Here is a 25502-nt window from a genome sequence, read left to right as displayed (position 1 = left end):
TGAACCCCACCATGGCGCTGGCAGCCAAACTGCAGCTCAGACAGTCCCAGTCGCTGGTGATGACGCCGCAGCTGATGCAGTCGATCCGGCTGCTGCAGCTCACCCATGTCGAGCTCGAGCGCTTCATCGACGAGGAGATCGAGCGCAACCCGCTGATGGAGCGGGCCGAACCGCAGGACGATGCGGCCAGCGACCAGGCCCAGAAAAGCGAGGTCGCGCCGGAGCGGGATCCCGAAGGCGACTGGTTCGAGGGCGAGACGGAGTGGAGCGCGGAAGCGATCTCGCAAAAGCTCGATTCCTCCCTGGAGAACCTGTTTCCCGACGATCCCGGCACCAGTGAGAGGCTAGGGCCGGATCTCACGGCGCAGTGGAAGTCGGCCGCCGGCAGTGGCGCCGGCGCGGCGGCGTCATCGGAAGGGTTCGATGTCGGCGACATGGCCGCGGCCGCCGTTACGCTGCGCGAACATGTCGGCGAGCAGGTCGCGCTTGCTTCCCTCAGTCCCGGCGATCGCCTCGTCGCGGGTGAGCTCGCCGACGGGCTCGACGAGGCCGGGTATCTGCGCGCCGACCTCGATGAGATCGCGGCACGGCTCGGTACGGATGAAGCGGCGGTGGCGCGTGTGCTCGGCGTCTGCCAGACCTTCGAGCCGGTAGGCCTTTTCGCGCGCGACCTTGCCGAGTGCCTGTCGTTGCAGCTGGCGGCGCGCGACCGGCTCGATCCGGCGATGAAAGCCATGGTCGCCAACCTCGAGCTTTTGGCGCGGCGGGATTTCCAGACGCTGAAACGCATCTGCGGGGTCGACGAGGAGGACCTCCTCGACATGCTGGCCGAGATCCGCGCGCTCGATCCGAGACCCGGCCTGGCGTTTTCTGGCGGCGCAAGCGATGAGATTGTCGCCGATGTCGAGGTCCGCGCCGCCAATGACGGCAGTTGGGCGGTCGAGCTCAACGCCGACACGCTGCCGCGCGTGCTGGTGGACAATGTCTATTTTGCCCGCATCTCGAGGCACGCCAAGGACCAGGCGGAAAAGGATTTTCTCGCCGAATGCCTGCAGAACGCCAACTGGCTGACGCGCAGCCTCGACCAGCGGGCGAAGACCATTCTCAAGGTGGCCTCGGAAATCGTGCGGCAGCAGGACGCCTTCCTCGTCCATGGCGTACGGCACCTCAAGCCGCTCAACCTGCGCACGGTGGCCGACGCCATCGGCATGCATGAATCGACTGTCAGCCGCGTCACCGCCAACAAATACATGCTGACGCCGCGCGGCGTCTTCGAGCTGCGCTATTTCTTCACCGCATCGATCGCCTCGGCGGAAGGCGGCGAAGCGCATTCGTCCGAGGCCGTTCGCGACCGCATCAAGCAGATGATCGAAGAGGAAAAGCCCGCCGACGTGCTTTCGGACGACGCCATTGTCGACATGCTCAAGGAAAACGGCGTTGACATCGCGCGCCGCACCGTCGCGAAGTATCGCGAAGGCATGAACATTCCATCGTCGGTGCAGCGGCGACGGGAAAAGCGGGCGCTCGCGAATGTCGGGCGCTGAAAGAGCACCCGACGGCGGATTTTCCACAATTTCCAAGCTTCATTGACAAGCCGCAATGAAGTGTCTAGAAGCCCGCCCGCATGAGCGGGGCGGTAATCCCGCTTGCGAATGGGTCCGTCAGACACGGCCATGGACGGCCAAGAAGGCGACTTGTGATCAACCGGAAAGTTCGGGTCTAAAATCGGCGCGCATGCCGCTGCAAAGCTTGTGCGCGCGCACCACGGGTATAAACTCGGGAACAGTTTGAAGCCTGAGCAAGGAAGGTCAGTTTTCAGATGAATCTACGCATTTCGGGAAAACACATGGACATCGGCGATGCGTTCCGTACGCGCATCAACGACCGGGTCGGCGAGGCGATCGAGAAATATTTCGATCGGGGTTTTTCAGGACATGTCACGGTCATCAAATCGGGGTCGCGTTTCTCCGCCGACTGCATGGTCCGGCTCGATTCGGGCGCTTCTTTGCAGGCGACCGGCGACGCCCAGGACCCGACGCTTGCCTTCGAGGCAGCCGCCGATCGCCTGGAAACGCGGCTGCGCCGCTATAAGCGCCGGCTGAAGTCGCGCAATACCGGCAATGGCGAAGAGCCTACCGACATCGCCTACACCGTGATGGCTCCTCTCACCGACGATGAGGAAGATATTCCGGAGGACTTCGCTCCGGTCATCGTGGCCGAATCAAGCATGACGCTGCGGACCATGTCGGTGGCGTCGGCTGTCATTGAGCTCGACACCAGCGACAGCCCGGTTTTCGTTTTCCGCAATGCCGGAAACGACCATCTCAACATCGTCTACCGCCGGCCGGATGGCAATATCGGCTGGATCGATCCATCGACGACCAAAGTCGCGCAGGGATAAGAAGCCAGCCGTGCGAGGGGGCGACGACTGGCGCGGCAGGCGAGCAAGGGATTTTTCAAGCATGGATCTGAGTGATCTCATCAGCGTCTCGGCGATCATGCCGGCGTTGAAGGCGAATTCCAAAAAGCAGCTTCTGCAATTGCTGTCGGAAAGGGCGGCGGCGATTTCGGGGATTCCGGAGCGGGAGGTGTTCGACACCATCCTGCAGCGCGAACGGCTGGGCTCGACCGGCGTCGGCAACGGCATCGCCATTCCGCACGGCAAGCTCGCCGGCGTGAAGCGGATCGCCGGCGTCTTCGCCCGGCTGGAAACGCCGGTCGATTTCGAGGCGCTGGACGACCAGCCGGTCGATCTGGTGTTTCTGCTGCTTGCGCCGGAAGGTGCGGGCGCCGACCATCTCAAGGCGCTGTCGCGCATCGCGCGCGTGCTGCGCGACGCTGACACGGTCGCCAAGATCCGGGGGACGCGCGACGCGGTGGCAATTCATGCGCTGCTGTCGGACACGCAGGCTTCGCACGCAGCCTGAAGTTTTTGGATTAAATCTTCGAAGGGCCGCGGCGGGCGACCCCATTCCGTTTCGAAGGCCTAAGTCGCCTTTTATCTAACCATGATCTTACCCGAAAAACCGGGTACCACTTTTCGGGATCATGGTTTAGTGGATCGCGACCGTCGTCAGGTCGTTCTCCAGCGCACCCGCCAGCGCCCGGTCACGGGCATCGGAAAGCAGGATCGGCTGGCCGTTGGCGGCAAACAGCGCCCACAGTTCCAGGCCGGGCGCGATTTCGCCGAGGCCGGGGAAGCGGCCGCGCAGGTCATCGCTCGACACTTTCCTCAGGTAAGCGACCGAACCTTCGCCGAGATGGGCGAGTTCGCCGCTGGTCATGGTGATCGTTTCGTCAGTTCTGGTCATTTCAAGCCTCCTTGGCGCGAGGACGCCTGGATTGGCCGCCTCGCATAGAGCCATCGGCGAAGGTTAGTCTTTCACCGATATGTTTATTTTCCGTACCAGCCGCTCGGCCTCCGGCCGATCGAGATCGATCGACAGCAAGCCGTTCTTCAGTTCCGCCGCGACCACCCGCATGCCGTCGGCCAGCACGAAACAGCGCTGGAACTGGCGCGCGGCGATGCCGCGGTGGAGGAATTCGCGCTCGGTGTCGTCTGTCTGACGACCGCGCACGATCAACTGGTTTTCCTCCGTGGTGACATCGAGGTCGCTCTCGGCAAAACCGGCAACGGCCAACGTGATGCGCAGCCTTTCGGCCTTGCCGTCGTCGGCGTTGAGGCGCTCGATATTGTACGGGGGATAGCTGTCGCCGGATTTCGCCAGACGCTCGAGCGTCTTTTCCATGGCATCAAAACCCAAAAGAAGCGGGCTGGAGAAGGGCGTCATTCGACTCATTGTTACACTGTCCTCTGAAGAGCGACACAAACTGGAAAAACCCGGATGGCATTTTTCCCGATGGTCTTGATATGGTCCGCCGCGCGATCAAGTTCAAGCCACCAAGACCCCCGCCCAAAAAGACTCCCAAAAGGAATTGAAATGCCCCAATCCAGAAAGATCATCATCGACACGGATCCCGGCCAGGACGATGCCGTCGCCATATTGCTGGCGCTCGGCAGTTCCGAACTGGAGATCGTCGGCATAACGGCGGTTGCCGGCAACGTGCCGCTGAAGCTGACCCAGAACAATGCCCGCAAGATCTGCGAACTGGCCGGCAGGCCCGACATCAAGGTCTATGCCGGCGCCATCCGCCCGCTGGCGCGCCAACTCGTCACCGCAGAGGAAGTGCATGGCAAGACCGGCCTGAACGGCCCGCAACTGCCTGAGCCGACCATGAAGCTGCAGGAACAGTACGCCGTCGATTTCATCGTCGAGACGCTGATGCGCGAAGAAAGCGGCACAATCACGCTCTGCCCGCTCGGACCGCTCACCAACATCGCGCTGGCGCTGATCCGCGAGCCCAGGATCGCGCCGCGCATCAAGGAAATCGTGCTGATGGGCGGCGGTTTCTTCGAAGGCGGCAACACTACGCCGACGGCCGAATTCAACATCTATGTCGATCCGCAGGCCGCCGATGTGGTGTTCAAATCGGGCATTCCGATCGTGATGATGCCGCTCGACGTCACCCACAAGGCGCTGACCACCTCCAAGCGCATACAGGCTTTCCGCGAGCTCGGCACCAAGGTAGGCACCGCGACGGCCGAGATGCTGGAATTCTTCGAACGCTACGACGAGGAGAAATACGGCACCGATGGCGGGCCGCTGCACGATCCGTGCGTGATCGCCTATCTGATCAAGCCGGAGCTGTTCAAGGGCCGCCGCTGCAATGTCAGCGTCGAGACCTCCTCGGAGCTGACCATGGGCATGACGGTGATCGACTGGTGGGGCGTCACCAAGCGGGAGAAAAACGCCACGGTGATGCGCGACATCGACCATGACGGCTTCTTCGCGCTGCTGGTGGAGCGGCTCGGGCGGCTTTAGAAGCGCCTCTTCCTTCCCCCCTTGTGGGGGAAGGTGGATCGGCGCGAGGCGGCGAGACGGATGAGGGGTGTTCCAGCGGAGTGAGACGCTGGCGTTCCCTGGAACACCCCTCATCCGACCGAGCTTCGCTCGGCCACCTTCTCACGCAAGGGGAGAAGGGGAGGGCGCCGCTCACTTTGCCTTGGAAAACGCCAGCCACAGCCCGCCGCCGACGAGGAAGCTGCCGCTGATGCGCGACATCAGCCTGACGCGGCTGGCCGACAGCAGCCGGCCGGCGCGGCCGGCGGCAAGGGCGTAGGTCGAGTCCGACATGGCGGCGAAGATCATCGCGGTCAGGCCCATGACCGCGATCTGCAGCGTGTAATTGCCCTGCGGCGCGATGAACTGCGGGAAGAAGGCGCCGAAGAAGACAAGCGTCTTGGGATTGCTGATCGCCACCAGGAGGCCTTGCAGGAAGAAGCCGCCGCGCGGTTTCTTGGCCGAGCCGTCGGAGTTCAGCGTACCTTTGGCGCGGAACATCTGCACGCCCATCCAGATCAGATAGGCGGCGCCGATCAGCCGCACCCATTCGAACCAGTGGCCCATGCCGGCGATCAGCGTGTTGAGGCCGATGCCGACGATGGCGATCATAATGGCAAGGCCGGCCTGGGTGCCGGCTACATTGGCAAGCCCGGCGCGCGAGCCGTGGCGGATGCTGTTGGCGATGATCAGCGTCACTGTCGGCCCGGGCACCAGGATGATGACAATGCAGGCGACGACATAGGTTGCGTAAAGTTCCAGCGACATGGTCTTTCCTCGAGCGGCGACAGAGGTGATGCGGCGGTGGCCGCGGATCAATGCACGGCGCCGCTGCCGTTGCAAGTCGCCCGTCTTGCCTACCAATCGTTCAAGCCGCTCCTGCCGACCAGGGCAGCGTCGCCTCATAGGCGGCGCCGGCTTTGAGCACGCCCAGGTCGCCGCGCGGCCGGCCGATCAACTGCATGCCCATGGGCCGGCCGTTCCCGTCGAAGCCGGCGGGCACGTTGAGCGCGGGGCAGCCGCCGAGCGTGGCAAAGGCCGAGACCTGCATCCAGCGGTGATAGCTGTCCATAGCGCGGCCTGCGACCTCGCGCGGCCAATGGGTGGTCACGTCGAACGGGAAGACCTGCGCGGTCGGCAGGGCGATCAGGTCGAAGCGCTCGAACAGCGCAAGCAGCGTGCGATGCCACGAGCTGCGCCGGACGGTCGCGGCATGGATCTGCGGCGCGGTGAGGCGCATCGCTTGCTCCACTTCCCACACAGCCTCTGGCTTCAGAAGGTGGCGTTTTGCCGGGTCGTCGTAGTGTGCCTTCAGCCCGCAGCCGCTGCTTGACTGGCGCAAGGTGATAAAAGCCTGCCACAGGGCCTCGAAGTCGACGTCCGGCACCAGCGTTTCGCTGTGGAACGACGCGTCCTCGAAGCGGGCAAGGGCGGCCTCGCAAAGATCGAGAACGCCCGGTTCCATCGGCAGGTGGCCGCCGAGGTCACCCAGCCAGGCGATGCGGCCGCCGGATGCTTTCAGCCCCAGGCCGTCGAGGAACGAAACCTCTTTGTCATGCGAAAGCGGTGCATGCGGGTGATAACCGGCCTGTTCGTCGAGCAACAGCGCTATGTCGCGCACGCTGCGGCCCATCGGCCCTTCGACGCCCATCTGGGATTGGAAGATCTCGAAGGCCGGACCGGCAGGCACAAGACCCTGCGAGGGGCGGAAGCCGTAGATGTTGTTATAGGCGGCCGGATTGCGCAGCGAGCCGCCGAAGTCGCTGCCGTCGGCGACCGGCACCATGTCGAGCGCCAGCGCCACAGCCGCGCCACCGCTCGAGCCGCCGGCGGTCAGCGCCGGGTCGAAGGCGTTGAGCGTCGGCCCGAAGACGGGATTGTAGGTGTTGGAGCCCAGCCCGAATTCCGGGACGTTGGTCTTGCCGATGATGATGGCGCCGGCCTTGCGGATGCGCTCGACGAAGAATTCGTCTTCGTCGGGAATGAAATCGGCGAAGATCGGCGAACCGAACGTGGTTCTGAGCCCCTTGGTCAGGGCGAGGTCCTTGATGGCGATCGGCAGGCCGAACAGCGATCCCGTCTCGCCGCCCCGTGCCAGATGGGCGTCCGCCCTGTCGGCCTCGGCCAAGATATCGGCGCGCTCGCGCAGCGAGACGATGGCGTTGACCAACGGGTTCACGGCCTCGATGCGGTCCAGGAAAGCGCTGACCACCTCGTGCGCCGACAAATGGCGCTGCCTGATCTTGTCGGCGAGCTCGACGGCGGACAGGCGGCAGATATCGCCTGCTGGCGGTGCGGGATGCTTGGTCACGGGACGCATGGCTTAACGGGTGCCCGCCAAAGCCGCGTCGACGTCCTTTGCCAAGGGAATCGCCGGCTGCGCGCCGGGCTTCAGGCAGGCGAGCGAGCCGGCCGCAGCGGCACGGGTAAGCGCTTGCTCAAGCGACAAGCCGGAGGACAGGCCGGCGCCGAAATAGCCGCAGAAGGTGTCGCCGGCGCCGACCGTGTCGACCGGCGTGATCTTCAGCGCCGCGATGGTAAGGAAATCATCCGGCGTGGCGGCCAGCACGCCGTCACCGCCGAGTGTGACGACGATCGCGCGGCCTGTCTTGCCGGCATAGTCGCGCATGCGGGCAGGGCGGTCGCGCCCGGAGAGCGCCAGGGCCTCGCCATAGAGATCGAACTCGGTTTCGTTGGCGACAGCGTAGTCGGCCTTGCCGAGCAGGCCTGCGGCCTCCGGACGGAAGGGGGCGGTGTTGAGCACGCTGACGGCGCCCGCCGCGCGCGCCGCATCGAGCGTGGCCTCGACCGTCTGCAACGGGATCTCGTGCTGCAAGAGCACGACATCGCCCTTTTTGAGAAAAGCCTTGGCAACATCCCCTGGCACGACCGAATCATTGGCGCCAGGCACGACGGCGATGACGTTTTCTCCGTCGGCGCCGACCAGGATCAAGGCCGTGCCGGTGGAGGCGAAGCTCTGGCCGACGCCGGAGAGATCGACATTGCCGGCCCTGAGAAGGGCGAGCGCTTCGGCGGCAAAACTGTCCTTGCCGACAGCGCCCACCATGCGCACCTGGGCCCCTGCGCGCGCCGCGGCCAGGGCCTGGTTGGCGCCCTTGCCGCCGGGCGCGGTGGCGAAGCTTGAGCCGCGCACCGTCTCGCCGGGTCCCGGCAGGCGGTCGACATTGGCGATGAGGTCGAGGTTGATCGAACCGACAACGATAATCAAAAAACTGCCTCCCGTTGAAGCGGGTCAGCCTGCACTGAAAGGGCGGACCTGCTCCAAGACTACGCTTTTGCGCAATTCCAGGAATTGCGGGCTGGGCGCGAAGCTAGCCGCAAAGCCCGCCGGTTGCCAGATCATGTCGCTGTCGGTGCCGCCTGGCCCACAGCATCATTCGCAGCGGACCGTGACCTGGGCCTGGTAGCTGCCCGCCGGGAAGATGCCCGGCGACTTCGTGGCGGTCAGATCGACCTGGACGGTATGGGTGCCGTTGGTCAGCTTTTGCGCCGAGCCGCCCGGATTATCCAGCCCCGAGCCGTCGAGGCGGAAGACGGAGGCGAAAGAGACGTTGGTGTCGCCACCGCTCGGCGCGGATGTGAAGGCAATCGGCGCCGGCGCGGACACGGAGTAGCAGTCTAGCAGGTTTAGGATGGAACACAGTGTCGAGTTCGCGGTGATGGTGGCGCCGGCGCTCGACCCGCCCGCCTGCTTGGAGCCGAAGATGTTGATGGCGGGATTCGATTTCATCGTTCCCGATGCGCCGATCATGATCGTGCAAGTGCCGATGATCGCTGCCTGCGCCGGGAGGCAGAAACCGGCAAGCGCGGCCACGCCAAGCAGCGCGCAGCTATTTTCTCTTCTTTTTCTTTTCATTGCCGGTCGTGCCTCTGATGCTCCAGCCTTCGTTGGCCCATCCTGCCGACGTCGCCGAATGGACCGTGGGGGCCGCGGCAGCAGTGCTCGTCGTGCTCGCCGTCGTCTGGCCGTCGGTGCCGAGGCCCATTTTGAGCAGCTTCAACTCAAGCTGCAGACGCTCGACTTCCAGCTCGTAGAGGCGGCTGCAATCGATGCGTTTCGGCGTCCGCCCGATCGGGATCACCACGCGGCCATATGTGGCGATGTCGCTATTGACCTGGTTGCTGTTGTTGTTGCCCCGGATGATACCGAGGTCGAGATAGGCACCGCTGCCGGAGACGGCTGAGCGGCAGGTCGTGCCGTCGCTGGCATGAACTTCGTCCTGGCCCTGTGGCAGGCTGACGCCGGGCAAGCTGAAACCCGTCTGGTTCTGGTTCAGGTTCAGGATATCCTCGGCAAATCCCTGACTTGCGATAGCCAGGGCGGGCAGCAAGGATAAGGTCAGAACCTGCGATGCCCGAAAAACTTTCCGCATATCTGTGCCCTTATCTGGGTCTGCTCGCTTGGAAAGGGGATACTCTCGGTACAGATACGCACTTTGCGTTCGCTCGCGCCGTCGAATGGGACGACCACGAGAACAGGGCGGGACGCCTGGCCAGCCAGAAGGAAGGTGCTCGGCGTGACCTTGGCGTCGACCGGCTGGAAATCCTGGTCATAGACATGGACCTCGACGCGTATGCGCTGGTTGTACGGGTTGCCTGGGAACACGCGAACGGCGAAGGCATCCGTGAAGGATCGCACCTCGCCCCGCATGGGCGTCATCGACTGGCCCGTCGCTGCAGCAGGAGACAGCGCGACAGTCAGGCCCGCCGCCAGAATTGCAATCGTTCTCAAGGACCGCTCCTTTCGCGAGAGGGCTATTCGCAGCGCAGCGTCACCGTTGCCTGGTAGTTGCCGGCGGAGAAGCGGTTTGTGCCGCTCTTGGTTCCGGCAAGATTGACCGCGACCGTCGATGTGCCCGGCGCCGTCAGCGCAGTCGCGGTGCCGGTTTCGGCAATCGTCTGCGCGCCGGAGGTGGCGAAGGTCGGCGTCCATGTCGTCGCCGTAACATCCGAGGCCGGCACGGTCGTCGTGGTTACCGGATCCACGCTGAGCGAGACGCCGCCCGTAGTATCGACCTGAGCGCTGCCGGCTGAGCCGCCGGCATTGTGCGAGCTCAGCGACTGAAGATTGCTGCTGACGGTCATCGTGCCGTTGGAGTTGATCGTGACAGTGCAGGTCGCGGTGATCGTGCCGTTGAACAGCACATTTCCAGTGGTGGCCGCCGATGCTGTCTGGCAGGCGCAGCCGGCCAGCAGGCCTGCTGCCATTGCGGCGTGCGCGAATTTCATCGAGACCCCTCTTTCGAGCCGGATGACGCCGGCTCAATGTAGGAGGATCATCTCTTTATCGTGGTTAATTTAGCGTTAAGTAAAATAATAACCGAAAGCAACCGGCAGAACAACCGGCGAAACCACAGGTTGTCGCCGGTTGTGCTCAATGAATAATATCTGAAATTATTTATAGTTACACTTCTTATACTGTAACTAGCGACTTTCCGCAACAGAGAACAAAAAAATCGATCTTCAGGACGCCACCTGTCCCGCCTCCCAGCCGAGGATGGCGCGCTTGCGCGTCAGACCCCAATGATAGCCGGTCAGCGCGCCCGACTTGCCCAGCGCGCGATGGCAGGGCACCACGAACGACATCGGGTTGGCGCCTACTGCCGCACCCACGGCCCGGCTGGCGCTCGGCGCGCCGATGCTTGCCGCGATCGAGGAATAGCTGCAGGCCTTGCCCATCGGGATGCGCAGCAAGGCTTCCCAGACGCGCAACTGGAAATCGGTGCCGATCAGCACCACGCGCAGCGGCTGGTCGGCGCGCCAGCGCGTCGGGTCGAAAACCCGCGCGGCGTAAGACTGGGTGGCGGACATGTCCTCGACGTAAGTCGCATTCGGCCAGCGGCTCGACATGTCGGCTAAGGCAGCCCGCTCGCCGCCGGCGTCACAGAAGGCCAGGCCGGCGAGACCTCGGTCAGTGACCATGATCAGCGCGATGCCGAAAGGCGAGATGTGGTAGCCGTAGCGGATGGTCAGGCCGGCGCCCCGCGTCTTGTAGTCGCCGGGCGACATCGCTTCATGGGTCACGAAGAGGTCGTGCAGCCGGCCGGGGCCGGACATGCCGAGCTCGAACGAGGTTTCCAGGAGCGGCATGCCGGAATCGAGCAGCCTGCGCGCATGGTCGAGCGTGACCGCCTGCAGGAAGGCCTTGGGTGACAGGCCGGCCCAGCGGGTGAAGAGTTTCTGCAGGCCGGTCGGCGTCTCGCCGACTTCCTCGGCAAGGACCTCGAGGGAGGGCTGGTCGCGGTAGTCGAGGCTGATCTTCTCGATGGCGCGGCGCACGACCTCGTAGTCGCTGCCTTCTGGCGTGATGTCGTTCTCAAGGATCGCGGTCGGTTTCATCTGCGTATTCATGGTCATCTGGGCGTTCATGGCAATATCTCCTTGACCGCCAATATCGTTCTTCCAAAGCTTTGCAGCCACCCGAAACTTGCCTTCCCGCGGTCTACTCCCAGATAGAGTCAGCTTCGAGCCGAAGAGGACAGTCATGGCCGGCGAAAAGGTTGATCTGACCGGGGCAAGGGAAACCTTGCTGATGACGCTTTACGGCAAGGCGCTGGAGAGCCGGCTGCCGCATTCGCTGCTCCAGGATCGCTTCGCCGACGAGGCGGTGCGCAAGATCGACTATGATTTCTCAAGGCTCAAGGTCGACAGCAATCTCGGGCTGGGTTTTGCAATCAGGGCGAAAACACTGGACGTTTGCGTTGCGGATTTCCTTGCGCGGTATCCGGACGCGATCGCGCTGCATCTGGGATGCGGGCTCGATACGCGGATATTCCGCATCGACCCGCCGCAAGGCATCGACTGGTTCGATGTCGACTACCCGGAGGTCATGGAGCTCAGGCGCAGGCTCTATCCGTCCAGGGACCGTTACCATCTGGTCGCCGCGTCGGTGACCGAACCGGATTGGCTGGCTGAAGTGCCCCGCAATCGCCCGGCGATCGTGGTGGCCGAGGGGCTGACGCCGTATCTCGCCGCCGACGAGGGGCCGCGACTGCTTGCGCGGCTTGTTTCGCATCTTGCCGGCGGTGAGTTGGCGTTCGACGCCTATAGCCGTTTCGGCCTGAAACTGATGCGCCTCAATCCGGCCATCAAGGCAACCGGGGCCGAAGTCCATTGGGCCATCGAGGATCCGCATGAATTGGAGCAGGCGGTGCCTAAACTTCGCTTCATCGGCGAGATTCCGCCCTACAAGCCCGAGCAGGGGGCCCGTCTGGGGTGGTCCGCGCGCCTGTTCGTCGGCCTTTGGAAACTTATCCCAGCGATGCGCAAGGTCGGCAGGCTGCTGCGATATCGGTTCTGAGGCGCGTGGTTGGTCTGGAGCATGATCTTATCCGAAAACCGGTGCCCACTTTTCGCTGACGCGGACCTTCGGTTCGGGATCATGCTCAGCGTGTCTTGGCGGTCGCCAGCGCGCGCGAAAAGGCGGTGGCAAAGCTTTCGCGGTCGTCGGGATTGAGGAAGCCGCCGATCGCCACGCTCTTGCCCTGCGCCTCCACCGCCATCTTTGTGATGCCGATCTCGCTGTGGCGGGCGATCGAAAACCGTGTCCAGAACGGATTGAAATGATGCGCTTCCGAACGGCCGGACGGTGCGGTCTTACGGATGTCGAGGCTGGTGCGCGAGACCGAGATTTCCTCGCGGGCGCGCGCGGCGCGGTAATTGGCGCGGAAGGCGATGTAGACGGCGATCACGTCGAGGCCGAAGAAGCCGAACACCGGCCAGGCGCCGCGCGCCAGGAAAAACGCGCCGGTGACGGCCCAGCCGAAAAGAAGCGCTCCCATCAGGATCTGGAAGCCGGTGCGGCCTAGCGAACGATGCGGAGTGAGCAGAGCCTGAAAGAATGGCTCGTCGGCCTGGAACGAGGCGTTTGTGTCGCTCATGAGGGAATACTATAGGAGGGAAATGGCGCCTCCCAAATCCAAAAAATCGTTAGCAGTCAAAAAGCCTCAGTCCGCGGTTGCGGGCGGCGGCCGAACGCCCGGCGGACGGCCGCGAAAAGCCGCTTCGCGATCGGTTTACAGCCCCGCCGAGGTGCATGAGATCTTCCGGCGTTTTTCGGTCCAGCGGCCGGAGCCGAAAGGCGAGCTCGACTACGGCAACGCCTTCACCCTGCTGGTCGCGGTGGTGCTGTCGGCGCAAGCGACCGACGCCGGCGTCAACAAGGCGACCAAGGCACTGTTCGCAGCGGCCGACACGCCGGCCAAGATGCTGGCATTGGGCGAGGCCAAGGTCGGCGACTATATCCGCACCATCGGCCTGTGGCGCAACAAGGCGAAGAATGTGATCGCCTTGTCCAAGGCGCTCATCGACGACTATGCGGGCCAAGTGCCGGAGGACCGCGACGACCTGGTCAAGCTGCCGGGCGTCGGGCGCAAGACCGCCAACGTCGTGCTCAACGTCGCCTTCGGCCAGCACACCATGGCGGTCGACACCCATATCTTCCGCATCGGCAACCGAATCGGGCTTGCCCCCGGCAAGACGCCGGAACAGGTCGAGCAGGGGCTGCTCAAGGTCATCCCGGCCGAATATATGCGCCATGCGCATCATTGGCTGATCCTGCATGGCCGCTATGTCTGCAAGGCGCGCAAGCCCGATTGCCCGGCCTGCGTCATCGCCGACATCTGCAAGTCGAAGGAAAAGACCACCGACATACCGGCGCCGCTGGTGCCGATCGCGCCGCTTGACGAGACGTTTCCGGTCGAGGCCTAGTAACCATAGCCGCGCGCCATGGCCGCGGCGAAAACCGGGATAAGCAGGAAGATGAAACCTTCGGCGCGGACATAGTTCTTCACCGAGGCCAATTCCGCCGCCGGCACCGCGAAGGAGGGATTGCCGCTCGCCTGCCTGTTCCAGGAGATGAAGCGCATGGTCGGGATGATCGACAGCAGGCCGACGATGATGAAGGCCACCATCTTTGCCCAGAACACCCAGTTGTAGACATAGAATTCCCAGCCTTTCAGACCGAAGAACACCCGGCAGATGCCGACGATGACGATCAGCGCGGCGATGATGCCGTAGTGACGGTCGATGCCGGTAAGGCGCTTGAGCATCGCCGCCCCCAAATCGCCGCGCACCAGCACGAACTCGGCGCCAATGATGCCGGCCAGCGAGAACACCAGCAGATGATGGAGAATCGCCAATACAAGATCAGTGGTGTCCATGTTCGTTCCCTGCGTTAGGCCGCCGCGACGTGGCTGGATCGTGCGTCCGAAGAGTAGCATCGTCGGTCAAAAATCCCAGACGCCGAAATCGCTGCGCTGGAGGATGATCCTGGCTTATCCTGGCCCTTGTTCGAACGCGCTGGTTTGCTATGCGCTGCCGGCTCAACGAGGAAATGCCATGAGCATCGAAAAGGAAGCCGGCGTGCCGATCCTCGAGACGGCGCGGACCATCCTGCGGCCGCACAGGCTAGGCGATTTCGAAACCTATGCCGCCATGTGGGCGGAGCCCGCCGTCACCCGTTTCATTGGCGGCAAGCCGCGCACGCGCGAGGAGAGCTGGATGCGCTTCCTGCGCCATGCCGGCCTCTGGTCGCTGCTTGGTTATGGGTTCTGGGCGATCGAGGACAAGGCGACGGGGCGCTTCATCGGCGAGGCTGGGTTCCATGACCTGAAGCGTGAGATCGAGCCCTCGATCGAAGGCGTGCCGGAGGCAGGCTGGGCGCTGGCCTCGGCCGCGCACGGCCATGGACTGGCCAGCGAGGTCGTCGGACGGGTCGTGGCTTGGGGCGACGAGGTGTTCGGGCCGCCCGGGCGCACCGTCTGCATCATCGATCCGGAAAATGGCGCTTCGCTGAAGGTGGCCGAAAAGAACGGCTATCGCGAAACGCTGCGGACCGCTTACCACGAGAAGCCCACGATCCTGTTGGAACGGCAGGCTGGAGGGGCGATTGCCTAGATTGCGTCAATGCACTAGAGGGCCGGGTTACTAGCCGACCTTGCGGCGCAAAGTCTGTGCCAAAGTCTGCCAGGTGTCTGCGGTTGCACCGCGGTCAACCCGGCCTCCCAGCAGCACCGTGGCTGCGTCGAATGGCTGGGGCCGTGCAATCGCATAGCCTTGCGCGTAGTCGACGCCGATCGCTTTCAGGGCTTCGACGATACCATCGCTTTCGACGAACTCGGCGATGGTGCGTTTTCCCGTCACCTTGCCGATATGATGGATCATCTCGACCATCGCGCGATCGATGCGGTCGTCGAGCATGTCCTTGACGAAGCCGCCGTCGATCTTGAGGTAGTCGACCGGCAAATGCTTCAGATAGGCGAAGGACGACATGCCGGAGCCGAAATCGTCGAGCGCGAAGCGGCAGCCCAACCCACGCAGGTCGGCGATGAAACGCATGGCTTCCGAAAGATTGGCGATGGCGCTGGTCTCGGTGATCTCCAGGCAGATCGTTTCGGGCGCAATGGCGTGCGCGGTGAACTGTTCGCGCATGAAGCCGAGAAATGTTTCGTCGCCGAAAGTAGCGCCGGAGAGGTTGATCGCGCAGGTGGATATCGGCGTCGCATGTGGATCGGTGCGCCTGACCGCCAATGTGGCGAAGGTGTTGCGTACCACCCAGCGGTCGATCGCCGGCATCAATCCATAGCGCTCCGCCGCCGGGATGAAGCTCTGCGGGGTGACGAAGCTGCCGTCCTCGTCGGTCAGCCTGAGCAGGATTTCGACATGCGCGCCCGTCTCGGCGATATCGTCCCGCAGCGGCGCGATCTCCTGCGCGTGCAGCCTGAAGCGGTTCTCATCCAGCGCGGCATGCAGGCGCTGCACCCAGGCCATCTCGCCGAAGCGCTCGCGCAGCGCCGTGTCGCCGTCGCTGTGGAGCTGGACACGGTTGCGGCCCTTTTCCTTCGCCATGTAGCAGGCGACGTCGGCGGCGCGCAGCACCTCTTCCAGCGTCATGCCGGCATTGGCGACTTCGACCATGCCGATGCTGACGCTGACGTTGAAGGGACGCCCTTCCCAGGAGAAATGCAGATCCTGGACCGTGGCGCGCAACCGTTCGGCGGTCACGGCCGCGCAGTCGGCATCGCAATCGAAGAGCAGCACGCCGAACTCGTCGCCGCCCAGTCTCGCCAGGATGTCGCCGGGCGGTAACTCGTTGGCGAGCAGCACCGAGATCTGGCGCAGCAACTGGTCGCCCGCGGCATGGCCGCACGTGTCGTTGACCAGCTTGAATTGGTCGAGGTCGAGATACATCAGCGCGTGCCGGCGCGGCTTTTCCGGCGCCTCCGAGATCGTGCCCGCCAGCCGGTTCTCGAAGTCGCGGCGGTTGACGAGCCCGGTCAGCGCATCATGCGATGCCTGCCACGACAGGCGCTCGATGTAATCCTGCTCGCGCGTCATGTCGTGCAGGGCCAGGACGCAACCGAGGATCTTGTGGGAAACGATCAGCGGAGCGCCATTCAGCGCCACCGGCACCACCGAACCGTCGGGACGCTCCAGAAGCTGCGGGCGCACATTGGAGCGCCGCGGCTCGCCTGCCAGCAGCCGCGGCATCAAATCGGTCTCCTCGACGCCGCTGTCCTTGTCGATGAGGCGGAACAAGGCATCAACTGGTTTGCCCTTGGCGGCATCGAGGGAGCAGGCGAGCAATTTTTCCCCGCCGGGATTCATATAGTCCAGCCGTCCCCAGGCATCGGTGCTGATGACGGCCTGGCCGATCGAGGCCAGCGTGATCTGAGCACGCTCGCGCTCGGCGTTGAGGGCGTTCTGAAATGCCTGGCGCTGTTTCATCAGCTTGCGCGTACGCCAGACGGCAAGCGCGATAAGCAGGGCGGCGGTGGCGAGATTGGCTGCGGTCAGCGCCATCTTGATAAAGCGCGATCCCTCGCCGAGACTGTCGGAGAAGGCCCTGGAAAGCGGTCCGATCTGGCGGTCGAGCTGGTGGATTTCCGCCTTCCAGAGACCGATCTCGTCCGCAGATGCCGGCCCTTTTTCGAGCCTTCGGTGCACGTCGCCGCCAAGTCTTTCGATGGCCAGGATCATTTCGTCGGCCTCCGTCCAGTGACGGATCGCGGTATCGAGATAACTCACGCCACGGAAATTCCGGAACAGCCAGATCAGGCCGGCGACGTCGTCGGGATGGTTGTTGCCGCCAAGGAAGCCAAGCCGCGCCGTATTCGTGTCGGGCTCAGCCTGTTCGAGCGCCAGCCGCGCGGCGCGATCGGCGAGCGGCACGGCGATGGCTTGGCGATATTCGTTGAAATACTCTTCCTGGCCGGTATCGGCGTAAAGGCTCAGGAAATAGATGGCGTGCTTCTGCCCTTTCGACCATTGGCTTTCGCCGCCGACATAGGCGCGGACGGCCGATAGCGTGTGGAGGCTGAGGGTGGCAACCAGTGCCTGGATCAGGACGACGGCGACGAAGGGCCAGACCAGTCCGATGAGACGCGGGCTGGCATCGGTCGATGAGAGCTTCATCCCATTCCCATGGAGCTTATGCTGGCTCCCCCGGTGTCTGTCCGACCGGCTCATCCGTCGGTTGAGACGATGTTCTTCCCCGCATGTCGTCCGGTTACTGGCGACAATGTTCCAGATAATACTCCTCGCTTAACAGGCGATAAATTCGTCCAGTATTTGTTTCATGATTTATTGCTAAGCAACAGAAGGACGCTTACGCCACGTGATGGCGATATTTGCTGCATAGTATCGATCCGCAGCGCGAGGGCACGGAAGAAAAGGTCGGCAACATCAAACCCGATAGCGTCCCGCGACAGCCGTCTCTCAGCGTTTGGTCTTCGATTTGTTGAGGGCCACGGCTTCGCGGACGAGCGCCTTCAGGGCGTCGGCGTCGATGTTGTCGCCTTGCTTGAAATCGATGGCGCGCCTGGTGTTGCCTTCGAGGCTGGAGTTGAAGAGCTTCGCCGGATCGGGCAGCGCCGCGCCCCTGGCGAAGGTCAGCTTGACGACGGCCTTGTAGGTCTCGCCGGTGCAGATGATGCCGGCGTCCTCCCAGACCGGCACGCCGCGCCATTTCCATGTCTCGATGGCTTCGGGCGCGGCCTGCCTGATAAGGGCGCGGAGCCTGGCAAGCGTCTCGCCGCGCCAGTCGCCCAGTTCCTTGATCCTTCCGTCGATGAGTTCCGACGGAGATTTGCCGTCCTGCGCATTGCCTTCTTGCATGTACGGTTCTCCTTCGAGGCTGGATAAGAGATTGCCATCGTGTCGGTTTCAGGGAGGCGGCGCTTGATCGTCCGTCCGCTTACATCCGTTCGCCGGGCAGCTGGCTCGCCTGCTTCACCCAGGAGATGAATTGCTCCTCGTCTAGAGGGTCGTTCTCATGGATGTGGAAATGGCGCGTGTCCTTGCTCTTGGATTCGCCGGGCGGCACCGGCTTGAGCGACAGGCCGCGGAAGAAGGCCACCTTGATGTATTTGGTGAAGCAATGGATGCCGAGAAACCAGCCTTCGCCCTCCATCCCGTAAAGCGGAGAGTTCCATTTGACGGCCTTCCGCACGCCGGGAACGGCCTGCACAATGAGCTGGTCGAGCCGCCGCCCGACCTCGCTCTTCCAGCCCGGCATCGCCGCGATATAAGCCTGCACGGGAGCATCGCCATAGCCCTTGGCGATCTGCGGGTTGCCGCCTGAAAGCAGGCCGGGTTTCGCGGCCGGAGATCCGGCGGTAATTTTCGGCGATTTCGCCTTCGCCATCAGATCGATCCTATATACGCTCGCGCGCCTCGTCACCGCGCCATCTCACAGCATAGGGCAGCACGAACATATAGAGGCCGCTGAACAGCAGCAGGAAAAGCGGAATCAACGGCGAATAGACGATCCAGGCGGGCGGCGGGCCCATGGCCATGGCGGCGAAATTGGCAATAACGGTGGCGGCGAAGATGATAGACAGCCAGCGGTGAAGCTGCCTGATCCGTTTGCTCCAGTCCAATCTAACCTCCCTTGCAAATGATGAGATCGATCGAGCTGCCTACCAGCGCGCCAGCTGCGAAAGCTGGATGAGGTTGCCGCAGGTGTCGTTGAGCTGGGCAATGGTCGCGCCGGTCACTTCGGTCGGCGCCATGGCGAAGCTGCCGCCATTGGCCTTGATCCGCTCATGATCGCTTTTGATGTCATCGGTGAACAGCATCAGCGCCGGCTGGCCTTGCTTGAAAATCGCCTGCTGATAGGTCTTTGCCGCCGGGTTGTCATTCAACGCCAGCTGCAGCTCGGTGCCTTCAGGGTCGTCCGGTGAGACCACCGTCAGCCAGCGAAACGGCCCATTGGTGAAGTCGGCCTTCTTGGTGAAGCCCAGAACGCCGGTGTAAAATCCCAGAGCTTTTTCCTGATCGTCGACATAGATGCTGGTCAGTTTGATCTTCATTTCGGTGTCTCCATTGCTCACGCTTGCGGTGCCGCCCGCCAGACCTGATTGTTTCTTGAACCCTTGCGGCGGACCTCAATCGATCCGCGAAAGCAACTCTTCCAGGGCCGCGAAGTTGCGCTTCCAGCCCACCGTGGCGCCGCGGTAGTACGGCTCCTGGTCGGCACGGAAGCCGATCTGCTCCATGCGCAGATGCGTGCCCGTGCTCGTCGGGGTGAGCGTCCAGGTGACAACGCTCTCAAGATCCTTGGTGTCCCAGGTATAGGACAGCGTCCTGTTGGGCTCGACCGTCTGCACCTGGCAGTCGACACCGCCCCATTCCGCGCTCAGATTGAAGCGGTGGTCCACGACCGGCTTGAAGTTGTTCTTCATCAGCCACTCCTCGATGAGATGCGGTTGGGTGAGCGCGCGCCAGATCTTTTCCGGTGCAAACGGTATCTCGCGCTCGACAATGACGGAGCGCTTTGCGGCCGGCACTTCGTTCATTGATCCATCCTTTTGAGCAGATCTTCCAGATCGTCGAACCGGCTTTCCCAAAACCCCGCCATGTCGCGCGTCCAATCCATCAACGGCGCAAGCGCTTTTAGCTGCGCGCTGTAATGGGTCTGACGCCCCTCATGACGGTCGCGTACCAGTCCCGCCTCCTTGAGCACGCCGAGATGCTTTGACACCGCCGGCTGCGACACGCCGGCCTGCGCGGTGAGGGCTCCGACCGTCTGCTCGCCCAGGCGGCAGAGACGCTCGAAGATGGCGCGCCTTGTCGGATCGGCAAGCGTCCTGAACAGCATATCGTGCGTGGCCGGCATCTGAGATCGATAACCCATTGGCTATTGATTGACGTATAACCGCCGGGATATGTATGAGTCAAGCGGCGAATGAGGGCGCCCGGCCGAAACCGCGGCTGTGGATCTTTATAGGCACGCCGGTACGGCCTTTCCCGAACGGCACTAAACAGGTGTCTGCTTATGCCGGATCGGCTGCCGGGATGATCAAATCCCTCAACAGCGTCGAAAGCTCCGGCTCGTCGATGAGCAAGGCGGCGTCTGCCGCCGGAAGCCATGCGCGCTGCCGGTTCGCGGCTTCCTGCCAGTCGGCAAGTTCCTCTGTGACCTCGAGCAGATAGACGACGACATCGACGCGGACGAAGCCGGTGGTCATGCGTTTCCAATAGGAATAGCTGCCGGCAGGCTGCTTCAGGGCCTTGCCGAGAACGCCGGCTTCCTCCTGGGCTTCGATCGTTGCCGCCTTGCGCCCGCTCTTGCCCTTCATCGGCCAGCCCTTGGGCACGATGAAGCGCCGCGTGGTGCGTGAGGTGACCAGCAACACTTCGAGGCTGCCGTCTTGCCGCAACCGAAATGGAATGGCCGCCACCTGGCGGATCCGTTGCCCTTTCCTGGCTTTGCGAACTGCTTTATTTTTGGTTGTTGCCATCCCAAATTCCGGTGAGAGCAGAATCTTCGCCGACGCTATCCGCGCGGGCAAAAACCTGTCCGCTGCAAACCTTAAAACCGCTGCCCTTGCAATCCGGCATTTTGCCAGCAAGTAAGTCGGCTAATAAACTGGAAAAAGCGGAATGTCAGCGGCAAACCCGCGAAATCGTATTGCCGACCGCTTCCATCCGACATGTCTTGTCATAGATCGGCACGTTGGGCTGGCTCCTGGGCGCGGCCGGCCGGTCCAGCTCGCGATAGATTTGCTGCTGCTGCTGATATTGCTGCCGCTGCAACCGGTTCTCGAACTGCTGCAGCTCATTCTGCTGCACCAATGCGTTGCGGTTCGTCGGGATGACGATTTGCGCGTAAGACGGTGCGGCCTGGGAAATCGCGGCCACCAGCAAGGCGCCTGCAAGAACAGCCAGGGTATGACGAAGCATCCGGTCGGCTCCCGTACGAAAAACCATGTGGTTTATATAGTGCGGCCGGCCAATGGCGCCATGGGCGACTGCGAGGGCGCTTCGCCGCCGCCGGGAATCTGCCCGGCAACCCGGCATTGCACTTGACGGAAGCCGTCGATTCGCCGCTCTATCGCGTCGGCGCCGAGCTGGAGCTCAATGGCGTCAACGGCGTCGGCTTGGCGATCAGGTACAACGGCGCCTTCGGCGAAACGGTTAGGCAGAATGCGGTCAGCGCGTCTCTGAAGGTCAGCTTCCAGCTGACGCGAGCGGCGGCCAAGAAGGGATGTCATGAGGACGAAGTACGCGTATTTGGCGGCGATGCTGGCAGCCGCCTGCATTGGCGGTGTGCCGGCGGCGGGGCTTGCCGCGCAGAACAAGACCGACAAGGTGGCGCCTGCCGCCGCTCAGCCCGCCGACGCGGCGGCCAAGCCGCAGCTGCCGGGCGGCGCCTCGGCGCTGTCGGAAACGCATGGCGACTGGACGGTCAACTGCCAGGTCACCGGCAACAACAAGGTCTGCAGCCTGTCGCATCAGCAGTTCAACAAGCAAAGCGGCCAGCGGCTGCTGGCGATCGAATTGACGACCAAGACCGGCCAGGACGCCACCGGAACGCTGGCGCTGCCCTTCGGACTTGCCTTGGCCAACGGCATTGCGCTCGAAATCGACGACAAGAAGCTGGATGGCGCGCTGCAGTTCAGCACCTGCCAGGCAGTCGGCTGCCTGGTGCCGGTGACGTTCGACGCCGATACCACGCCGATGCTGCAAAGCGGCACGACGCTGAAGATCAACGCCACAGCGGCGGACACCATGCAGCCGATCGCGTTTACCATCTCGCTCAACGGCTTCGGCAGCGCGCTGGCCCGGACGGCGGATTTGTCGGCGGACTGAGCAACGAAGGTAAGGGATTCGTCTGGGGGCGATCGGCAGAAACCGGTTGCCCTATTCGTTTCCGTCCGCCTCGCGCAAACGGTAGCCGACGCCGGTTTCGGTGATGATGTAGCGCGGCTGGTCCGGGATCTTTTCGATCTTCTGTCGTAGCTGGCGCACATAGACCCTCAGATACTGGACATCGGTCGAGTCGTTCCAGATCTGCTTCATCAGGAACCGGTGGGTGAGTACCTTGCCGGCATACTGCACGAGCATGCGCAGGATGTCGTATTCCTTGGGCGACAGTTTCACTTCCTTGCCCTCGACCTTGACGATGCGCTTCACCAGATCGACCGAGAGGTCGCCGGTGTGAAAAACCGGCTTCTCGCCCTGTTGCTGGAATTTGTGGCGCAGCGCCACGCGAATACGCGCGACGAGCTCATTCATGCCGAAGGGCTTTGTCACATAGTCGTCGGCGCCGAGCTCGAGTGCCGCGACGATGCCGGCCTCGTCGGTGCGGCTGGAAAGGATGACGACCGGAATGTCCAGGCCGTCGCTGCGCCATTTGCCGAGCAGTTCGAGGCCGGTCATGCCGGGCAGACCGAGATCGAGCAGGATCAGGTCCGGCCGCTCGGCCTGCATGAGTTCGAGCGCCGCCTTGGCGTTCGGCGCCTCGGAGACCGTGTAGCCCTGGCTGCCGAGGCCGACGCGCAGCAATTTGCGGATCGGCGGCTCGTCGTCGACGACCAGGATAGAGACGGTCTGATTTGTCATGCCGCATCGTCCGTAAGGGGTGTGCCCAGGACGGGCAATTCCGAAGGTACCGGCATGCGGATGGTGAAGATCGCGCCTGGACGATCGGTGCGGTTGGCCGCCGAAATCGTGCCGCCCATCGCCTCGATAAAGCCGCGGCTGATCGACAGGCCGAGACCCGTACCGGCGCGCACCTGGTCGCGCTTGCGCACGCGGTAGAAGGTGTCGAAGATCCGCTCCATGTCGTCGTCCGGAATGCCCTGTCCCTCGTCCATCACCTGCAGGATGACGGCGCCGTTGTCGACCCAGGCCTGCAGCCGGATGGCCGAGCCGGGCGAAGCGTATTTGGCAGCATTGTCGAGGAGGTTGAACAGCGCCTGCTCGAACAGCACCGGATCGAGCCGAAGCATCGGCAGGTCAGCCGGAATGTCGGTCTCTATCGTGTGCTCGGCGGTGATCTTCCGCGCCCGGTTCAGGGCCGAGCCGACAACATCGCCGACATCATGGAGTGCACAGTTCGGCTCCATCGCGCCCGACTCGATCCTGGTCATGTCGAGCAGATTGGCGATGAAGCGGTTCAGCCGCTCCGATTCGCTGACAACCGTCGACAGAAGTTCGGCGCGATCCTTCTCCGGTAGCGCCGGCGCGAATTCCTTCAGCGTGCCGGCCGCACCCATGATCGCGGCAAGCGGCGTCTTCAAATCATGCGAGATCGAGGTGAGCAGCGCCGAGCGCAACCGGTCGGCTTCGGCCGCCAGCCTGGCGCGGTCGACATCGGCGACGAGCTGGACGCGCTCGATGGCGACCGCGGCCTGGTCGGCCAAAGCATCGAGCAGCCGCTGCTGCTCGGGCGTCAGCAGCGGCCCCTGCTTGTCATTGTCGAGACCGACCACGCCGATGGCGGTTCGCCCTGTCCGCAAGGGCAGATAGAGACGTTTTGCGCCGGGCAAGGTGTCGGCGCCGCGGCCCGCCGGCCGGTTGTGCTCCCAGGCCCAGCGGGCGGCCGCGATGTCGGCCTCGGCCAGGGTGTCGTCCGGTGGGTAGCCGGCCTTGACGGTGATGGTGCCGTTTTCCGGCAGAAGCAGCACGACGCGGACTTTCAGCATCGAAGCGATCTGGAAGGCGGTGGCCCACAGGACGTCGTCGAGTGTACCGGCGCCGGCGAGCTTCTTGGAAAAGGAGTAGATGTCCTCGGTGGCGCGCGCCCGCGAGCGCGCGGCGACCGCCTGGCGCTGCACGCGCGCCGTCAGATTGCTGGCGATCACGGCGACGACGAGGAAGACCGTGAAGGCAACGATGCTTTCCGGGTCCCGGATCGTCAGCGTGTAGCGCGGCTCGAGGAAGAAGAAGTTGAAGGCAAGCGCGCTCAGGAAACAGGCATAGAGCGCCGGCCAGAGCCCGAACGTCACGGCCGATGTCAGCACGGCCAGAAGCAGGACGCTGGCGAGGTTGCGGACGTCGAGGAACTGGTCGAGGATCGAACTGACGGCCAGTGCGCCGGCGACATAGGCCGTCGAAAACAGATAGGGCCAGATCTGGAAGGGCTTCTGCTCGGGTGCAGCCTTCACCCGCGGCGCGTCGGCATCGCGCTCGGCACCCGAAATGACGTGGACGCTGATGTCGCCGGCATTGCGGATCAGATCATAGGTGAGCGAGCCCTCGATCAACTCGCGCCAGCGCGAGCGGGTCGGCCTGCCGACGACGATATGGCTGAAGTTGTTCGTCGTCGCGTGGCGCACGATGTCCTGGGCGACGTTCTGGCCTGGAATGGTGGTGATCTCGGCGCCGAGCTGTTCGGCAAGGCGGAGGTTCCTGGCGAGGCGGTCCTTGTCCTCCTCGGACAGGCCGGCGAGCCGTGGCGTATCGACATGCAGCGCCGTCCAGGGGGCGCGCAGCCGGTCGGCAAGCCGGCGCGCATAGCGGATGCGGGCTGCTCCGCCAGGCTGCGAGTCGACGCAGACGAGAACCCGCTCGCCCGCCGCCCACGGACCTGGAATGGCGTGCGACTGCATATGGTTGAGCAGCTGCTCGTCGACGCGCTGGGCGGTGCGGCGCAGCGCCAGTTCGCGCAGCGCCGTCAGATTGCCCGGCGAGAAATAATTCTCGATCGCGCGCTCCGCCGTGTTGGGGAAATAGACCTTGCCGTCCTGCAGCCGTTTGATCAGGTCATCGGGGGTGAGGTCGATGATCTCGATGTCGTCGGCCTCGTCGATGATGGAATCGGGAACCGTCTCACGGACCCGGACGCGGGTGATCTGGGCGACGACGTCGTTCAGGCTTTCTACATGCTGGATGTTGAGCGTGGTGTAGACATCGATACCCTGTGCGAGGACCTCCTGCACATCGAGATAGCGTTTGGGGTGCCGGCTGCCGGGCGCGTTGGTGTGGGCAAGTTCGTCGACCAGGACCAAAGCGGGACGCCGCTTCAGGATGGCGTCGATGTCCATCTCGTCCAACGTCTGGCCGCGATAGTCGACAAGGCGGCGCGGGATCACCTCATAGCCGTCGACCAGGGCCTGGGTTTCCTTGCGGCCGTGCGTCTCGACGATGCCGATCACGACATCGATGCCGTCGGCGCGCTGCGTGCGGCCCGCCATCAGCATCTCGTAGGTCTTGCCGACGCCGGGTGCCGCGCCGAGAAATATGCGCAGGCGGCCGCGGCCCTCGCGCTCGGCATGCTCGAGGAGCGCGTCGGGGGACGGTCTGTTCTGTGGGTCGGTCCTGTCGTCCGGCATCAGGTCCAATCATGAATTG

The 25502-nt window shown here is 63.5% G+C and carries 32 protein-coding genes; 9 read left to right on the top strand and 23 right to left on the bottom strand.

What is annotated here, in order from left to right:
- Positions 1–11 precede the first annotated feature (11 nt).
- The 3 genes from rpoN (at position 12) to ptsN (ending at position 2927) form a co-directional block, all read left to right on the top strand.
- Positions 12–1544, top strand: a complete 1533-nt coding sequence (gene rpoN, locus YU3_RS0105825) for an RNA polymerase factor sigma-54 (RefSeq protein WP_027165363.1) — start codon at positions 12–14, stop codon at positions 1542–1544.
- 275 nt (positions 1545–1819) lie between these two features.
- Complete coding sequence (gene raiA, locus YU3_RS0105820) at positions 1820–2401, top strand: ribosome-associated translation inhibitor RaiA (RefSeq protein ID WP_027165362.1); 582 nt, start codon at positions 1820–1822, stop codon at positions 2399–2401.
- Between the two features lie 61 nt (positions 2402–2462).
- A complete protein-coding gene (ptsN, locus tag YU3_RS0105815; RefSeq protein WP_027165361.1) occupies positions 2463–2927 on the top strand; it encodes a PTS IIA-like nitrogen regulatory protein PtsN in 465 nt (154 codons plus the stop codon).
- 126 nt (positions 2928–3053) lie between these two features.
- Here the strand turns inward: ptsN and YU3_RS0105810 are convergent, their stop codons facing one another.
- The gene (locus YU3_RS0105810) at positions 3054–3311 is read right to left on the bottom strand and encodes a DUF1150 family protein (protein WP_036257920.1); all 258 of its coding nucleotides are present in this window, start codon (positions 3309–3311) and stop codon (positions 3054–3056) included.
- A gap of 63 nt (positions 3312–3374) precedes the next feature.
- The gene (locus tag YU3_RS0105805) at positions 3375–3800 is read right to left on the bottom strand and encodes an Hsp20 family protein (RefSeq protein WP_027165359.1); all 426 of its coding nucleotides are present in this window, start codon (positions 3798–3800) and stop codon (positions 3375–3377) included.
- 141 nt (positions 3801–3941) lie between these two features.
- Between YU3_RS0105805 and YU3_RS0105800 the strand changes: the two genes are divergently transcribed.
- Positions 3942–4883 (top strand): nucleoside hydrolase, encoded by a 942-nt coding sequence (locus tag YU3_RS0105800; protein WP_027165358.1) that lies wholly within the window; start codon positions 3942–3944, stop codon positions 4881–4883.
- Positions 4884–5054: 171 nt separating this feature from the next.
- On the opposite strand, the gene YU3_RS0105795 is transcribed toward YU3_RS0105800, so the two are convergent.
- The 8 genes from YU3_RS0105795 to YU3_RS0105760 all read right to left on the bottom strand — a co-directional run bounded on the left by YU3_RS0105795 (position 5055) and on the right by YU3_RS0105760 (position 11291).
- Positions 5055–5669 carry a LysE family translocator gene (locus YU3_RS0105795; protein ID WP_027165357.1) on the bottom strand — a complete coding sequence of 205 codons (615 nt, stop codon included), beginning with the start codon at positions 5667–5669 and terminating at the stop codon, positions 5055–5057.
- 100 nt (positions 5670–5769) lie between these two features.
- Positions 5770–7221 carry an amidase gene (locus YU3_RS0105790; protein WP_027165356.1) on the bottom strand — a complete coding sequence of 484 codons (1452 nt, stop codon included), beginning with the start codon at positions 7219–7221 and terminating at the stop codon, positions 5770–5772.
- Between the two features lie 3 nt (positions 7222–7224).
- Positions 7225–8130 carry a ribokinase gene (locus tag YU3_RS0105785; protein ID WP_027165355.1) on the bottom strand — a complete coding sequence of 302 codons (906 nt, stop codon included), beginning with the start codon at positions 8128–8130 and terminating at the stop codon, positions 7225–7227.
- Between the two features lie 165 nt (positions 8131–8295).
- Entirely contained in the window at positions 8296–8778 is a 483-nt protein-coding gene (locus YU3_RS0105780; RefSeq protein ID WP_027165354.1) for a hypothetical protein, read from the bottom strand.
- Entirely contained in the window at positions 8753–9295 is a 543-nt protein-coding gene (locus YU3_RS0105775; protein ID WP_027165353.1) for a hypothetical protein, read from the bottom strand. The genes YU3_RS0105780 and YU3_RS0105775 overlap by 26 nt, the downstream gene beginning before the upstream one ends.
- Positions 9262–9654 (bottom strand): hypothetical protein, encoded by a 393-nt coding sequence (locus YU3_RS0105770; protein ID WP_027165352.1) that lies wholly within the window; start codon positions 9652–9654, stop codon positions 9262–9264. Before YU3_RS0105770 ends, YU3_RS0105775 begins: the two co-directional genes overlap by 34 nt.
- A gap of 23 nt (positions 9655–9677) precedes the next feature.
- A complete protein-coding gene (locus YU3_RS0105765; RefSeq protein WP_027165351.1) occupies positions 9678–10151 on the bottom strand; it encodes a hypothetical protein in 474 nt (157 codons plus the stop codon).
- Positions 10152–10385: 234 nt separating this feature from the next.
- On the bottom strand, positions 10386–11291 hold the full coding sequence (locus tag YU3_RS0105760) for a methylated-DNA--[protein]-cysteine S-methyltransferase (protein WP_036257918.1): 906 nt from the start codon (positions 11289–11291) through the stop codon (positions 10386–10388).
- 115 nt (positions 11292–11406) lie between these two features.
- Here YU3_RS0105760 and YU3_RS0105755 point away from each other — a divergent pair, with 115 nt between their 5' ends.
- A complete protein-coding gene (locus YU3_RS0105755) occupies positions 11407–12222 on the top strand; it encodes a class I SAM-dependent methyltransferase (RefSeq protein WP_027165349.1) in 816 nt (271 codons plus the stop codon).
- Between the two features lie 85 nt (positions 12223–12307).
- Here YU3_RS0105755 and YU3_RS0105750 read toward each other — a convergent pair whose 3' ends face one another.
- The gene (locus YU3_RS0105750) at positions 12308–12802 is read right to left on the bottom strand and encodes a DUF2244 domain-containing protein (RefSeq protein WP_027165348.1); all 495 of its coding nucleotides are present in this window, start codon (positions 12800–12802) and stop codon (positions 12308–12310) included.
- Between the two features lie 22 nt (positions 12803–12824).
- Between YU3_RS0105750 and nth the strand changes: the two genes are divergently transcribed.
- Positions 12825–13631 (top strand): endonuclease III, encoded by an 807-nt coding sequence (gene nth, locus YU3_RS36065; RefSeq protein WP_036257912.1) that lies wholly within the window; start codon positions 12825–12827, stop codon positions 13629–13631.
- Here nth and YU3_RS0105740 read toward each other — a convergent pair.
- Positions 13628–14083: a DUF2214 family protein gene (locus tag YU3_RS0105740; protein WP_027165347.1), complete on the bottom strand. Its 456-nt coding sequence runs from the start codon at positions 14081–14083 to the stop codon at positions 13628–13630. The two genes, nth and YU3_RS0105740, sit on opposite strands and share 4 nt — an antisense overlap.
- A 178-nt stretch (positions 14084–14261) precedes the next feature.
- On the opposite strand from YU3_RS0105740, the gene YU3_RS0105735 reads away from it, so the two are divergent.
- Positions 14262–14819 (top strand): GNAT family N-acetyltransferase, encoded by a 558-nt coding sequence (locus YU3_RS0105735; protein WP_027165346.1) that lies wholly within the window; start codon positions 14262–14264, stop codon positions 14817–14819.
- Between the two features lie 30 nt (positions 14820–14849).
- Here YU3_RS0105735 and YU3_RS36060 read toward each other — a convergent pair whose 3' ends face one another.
- From YU3_RS36060 to YU3_RS0105695, 8 genes are all read right to left on the bottom strand, one after another.
- A complete protein-coding gene (locus YU3_RS36060; RefSeq protein ID WP_036257911.1) occupies positions 14850–17336 on the bottom strand; it encodes an EAL domain-containing protein in 2487 nt (828 codons plus the stop codon).
- A 303-nt stretch (positions 17337–17639) separates the two neighbouring features.
- Positions 17640–18038, bottom strand: a complete 399-nt coding sequence (locus YU3_RS0105725) for a DUF1801 domain-containing protein (RefSeq protein ID WP_027165345.1) — start codon at positions 18036–18038, stop codon at positions 17640–17642.
- A gap of 79 nt (positions 18039–18117) precedes the next feature.
- The gene (locus YU3_RS0105720) at positions 18118–18567 is read right to left on the bottom strand and encodes a DUF1801 domain-containing protein (protein ID WP_027165344.1); all 450 of its coding nucleotides are present in this window, start codon (positions 18565–18567) and stop codon (positions 18118–18120) included.
- Positions 18568–18577: 10 nt separating this feature from the next.
- Complete coding sequence (locus YU3_RS0105715) at positions 18578–18802, bottom strand: hypothetical protein (protein WP_027165343.1); 225 nt, start codon at positions 18800–18802, stop codon at positions 18578–18580.
- Positions 18803–18841: 39 nt separating this feature from the next.
- A complete protein-coding gene (locus YU3_RS0105710) occupies positions 18842–19234 on the bottom strand; it encodes a VOC family protein (RefSeq protein ID WP_027165342.1) in 393 nt (130 codons plus the stop codon).
- A 75-nt stretch (positions 19235–19309) separates the two neighbouring features.
- Positions 19310–19720, bottom strand: a complete 411-nt coding sequence (locus tag YU3_RS0105705) for an SRPBCC domain-containing protein (protein WP_027165341.1) — start codon at positions 19718–19720, stop codon at positions 19310–19312.
- Entirely contained in the window at positions 19717–20040 is a 324-nt protein-coding gene (locus YU3_RS0105700; RefSeq protein ID WP_027165340.1) for a metalloregulator ArsR/SmtB family transcription factor, read from the bottom strand. Before YU3_RS0105700 ends, YU3_RS0105705 begins: the two co-directional genes overlap by 4 nt.
- 157 nt (positions 20041–20197) lie before the next feature.
- Positions 20198–20665, bottom strand: a complete 468-nt coding sequence (locus YU3_RS0105695; protein WP_027165339.1) for an NUDIX hydrolase — start codon at positions 20663–20665, stop codon at positions 20198–20200.
- On the opposite strand from YU3_RS0105695, the gene YU3_RS41175 reads away from it, so the two are divergent.
- Positions 20595–20780: a hypothetical protein gene (locus tag YU3_RS41175; protein WP_198021641.1), complete on the top strand. Its 186-nt coding sequence runs from the start codon at positions 20595–20597 to the stop codon at positions 20778–20780. The genes YU3_RS0105695 and YU3_RS41175 overlap by 71 nt on opposite strands.
- A gap of 30 nt (positions 20781–20810) precedes the next feature.
- On the opposite strand, the gene YU3_RS0105690 is transcribed toward YU3_RS41175, so the two are convergent.
- A complete protein-coding gene (locus YU3_RS0105690; protein WP_245273432.1) occupies positions 20811–21134 on the bottom strand; it encodes a hypothetical protein in 324 nt (107 codons plus the stop codon).
- Positions 21135–21416: 282 nt separating this feature from the next.
- Here YU3_RS0105690 and YU3_RS0105680 point away from each other — a divergent pair, with 282 nt between their 5' ends.
- Positions 21417–22016 (top strand): invasion associated locus B family protein, encoded by a 600-nt coding sequence (locus tag YU3_RS0105680; RefSeq protein WP_027165336.1) that lies wholly within the window; start codon positions 21417–21419, stop codon positions 22014–22016.
- A 51-nt stretch (positions 22017–22067) separates the two neighbouring features.
- Here YU3_RS0105680 and YU3_RS0105675 read toward each other — a convergent pair whose 3' ends face one another.
- On the bottom strand, positions 22068–22769 hold the full coding sequence (locus tag YU3_RS0105675) for a response regulator transcription factor (RefSeq protein WP_027165335.1): 702 nt from the start codon (positions 22767–22769) through the stop codon (positions 22068–22070).
- On the bottom strand, positions 22766–25483 hold the full coding sequence (locus tag YU3_RS0105670; RefSeq protein WP_027165334.1) for a sensor histidine kinase KdpD: 2718 nt from the start codon (positions 25481–25483) through the stop codon (positions 22766–22768). Before YU3_RS0105670 ends, YU3_RS0105675 begins: the two co-directional genes overlap by 4 nt.
- Positions 25484–25502: the final 19 nt, after the last annotated feature.

It is taken from the genome of Mesorhizobium sp. WSM3224, assembly GCF_000427725.1.
Lineage (GTDB): Bacteria > Pseudomonadota > Alphaproteobacteria > Rhizobiales > Rhizobiaceae > Mesorhizobium.
The sequence above is the reverse complement of the archived record's forward strand: the minus strand, read 5'-3'. Positions and strand labels throughout refer to the sequence as shown.

Bases quoted from the DNA above. Each gene is read 5' to 3' on its own strand.
- YU3_RS0105805 (WP_027165359.1), bottom strand. From the start codon at position 3,800: ATGAGTCGAATGACGCCCTTCTCCAGCCCGCTTCTTTTGGGTTTTGAT.
- YU3_RS0105775 (WP_027165353.1), bottom strand. From the start codon at position 9,295: ATGCGGAAAGTTTTTCGGGCATCGCAGGTTCTGACCTTATCCTTGCTG.
- YU3_RS0105675 (WP_027165335.1), bottom strand. From the start codon at position 22,769: ATGACAAATCAGACCGTCTCTATCCTGGTCGTCGACGACGAGCCGCCG.
- YU3_RS0105690 (WP_245273432.1), bottom strand. From the start codon at position 21,134: ATGGTTTTTCGTACGGGAGCCGACCGGATGCTTCGTCATACCCTGGCT.
- raiA (WP_027165362.1), top strand. From the start codon at position 1,820: ATGAATCTACGCATTTCGGGAAAACACATGGACATCGGCGATGCGTTC.
- YU3_RS41175 (WP_198021641.1), top strand. From the start codon at position 20,595: ATGGCCGCCACCTGGCGGATCCGTTGCCCTTTCCTGGCTTTGCGAACT.
- YU3_RS0105765 (WP_027165351.1), bottom strand. From the start codon at position 10,151: ATGAAATTCGCGCACGCCGCAATGGCAGCAGGCCTGCTGGCCGGCTGC.
- YU3_RS0105680 (WP_027165336.1), top strand. From the start codon at position 21,417: ATGAGGACGAAGTACGCGTATTTGGCGGCGATGCTGGCAGCCGCCTGC.
- YU3_RS0105800 (WP_027165358.1), top strand. From the start codon at position 3,942: ATGCCCCAATCCAGAAAGATCATCATCGACACGGATCCCGGCCAGGAC.
- YU3_RS0105750 (WP_027165348.1), bottom strand. From the start codon at position 12,802: ATGAGCGACACAAACGCCTCGTTCCAGGCCGACGAGCCATTCTTTCAG.
- YU3_RS0105705 (WP_027165341.1), bottom strand. From the start codon at position 19,720: ATGAACGAAGTGCCGGCCGCAAAGCGCTCCGTCATTGTCGAGCGCGAG.
- YU3_RS36060 (WP_036257911.1), bottom strand. From the start codon at position 17,336: ATGAAGCTCTCATCGACCGATGCCAGCCCGCGTCTCATCGGACTGGTC.
- YU3_RS0105790 (WP_027165356.1), bottom strand. From the start codon at position 7,221: ATGCGTCCCGTGACCAAGCATCCCGCACCGCCAGCAGGCGATATCTGC.
- YU3_RS0105700 (WP_027165340.1), bottom strand. From the start codon at position 20,040: ATGCCGGCCACGCACGATATGCTGTTCAGGACGCTTGCCGATCCGACA.
- YU3_RS0105795 (WP_027165357.1), bottom strand. From the start codon at position 5,669: ATGTCGCTGGAACTTTACGCAACCTATGTCGTCGCCTGCATTGTCATC.
- YU3_RS0105735 (WP_027165346.1), top strand. From the start codon at position 14,262: ATGAGCATCGAAAAGGAAGCCGGCGTGCCGATCCTCGAGACGGCGCGG.
- YU3_RS0105740 (WP_027165347.1), bottom strand. From the start codon at position 14,083: ATGGACACCACTGATCTTGTATTGGCGATTCTCCATCATCTGCTGGTG.
- YU3_RS0105810 (WP_036257920.1), bottom strand. From the start codon at position 3,311: ATGACCAGAACTGACGAAACGATCACCATGACCAGCGGCGAACTCGCC.
- YU3_RS0105710 (WP_027165342.1), bottom strand. From the start codon at position 19,234: ATGAAGATCAAACTGACCAGCATCTATGTCGACGATCAGGAAAAAGCT.
- YU3_RS0105725 (WP_027165345.1), bottom strand. From the start codon at position 18,038: ATGCAAGAAGGCAATGCGCAGGACGGCAAATCTCCGTCGGAACTCATC.
- YU3_RS0105695 (WP_027165339.1), bottom strand. From the start codon at position 20,665: ATGGCAACAACCAAAAATAAAGCAGTTCGCAAAGCCAGGAAAGGGCAA.
- YU3_RS0105720 (WP_027165344.1), bottom strand. From the start codon at position 18,567: ATGGCGAAGGCGAAATCGCCGAAAATTACCGCCGGATCTCCGGCCGCG.
- YU3_RS0105755 (WP_027165349.1), top strand. From the start codon at position 11,407: ATGGCCGGCGAAAAGGTTGATCTGACCGGGGCAAGGGAAACCTTGCTG.
- YU3_RS0105780 (WP_027165354.1), bottom strand. From the start codon at position 8,778: ATGAAAAGAAAAAGAAGAGAAAATAGCTGCGCGCTGCTTGGCGTGGCC.
- nth (WP_036257912.1), top strand. From the start codon at position 12,825: ATGGCGCCTCCCAAATCCAAAAAATCGTTAGCAGTCAAAAAGCCTCAG.
- ptsN (WP_027165361.1), top strand. From the start codon at position 2,463: ATGGATCTGAGTGATCTCATCAGCGTCTCGGCGATCATGCCGGCGTTG.
- rpoN (WP_027165363.1), top strand. From the start codon at position 12: ATGGCGCTGGCAGCCAAACTGCAGCTCAGACAGTCCCAGTCGCTGGTG.
- YU3_RS0105760 (WP_036257918.1), bottom strand. From the start codon at position 11,291: ATGAACGCCCAGATGACCATGAATACGCAGATGAAACCGACCGCGATC.
- YU3_RS0105670 (WP_027165334.1), bottom strand. From the start codon at position 25,483: ATGCCGGACGACAGGACCGACCCACAGAACAGACCGTCCCCCGACGCG.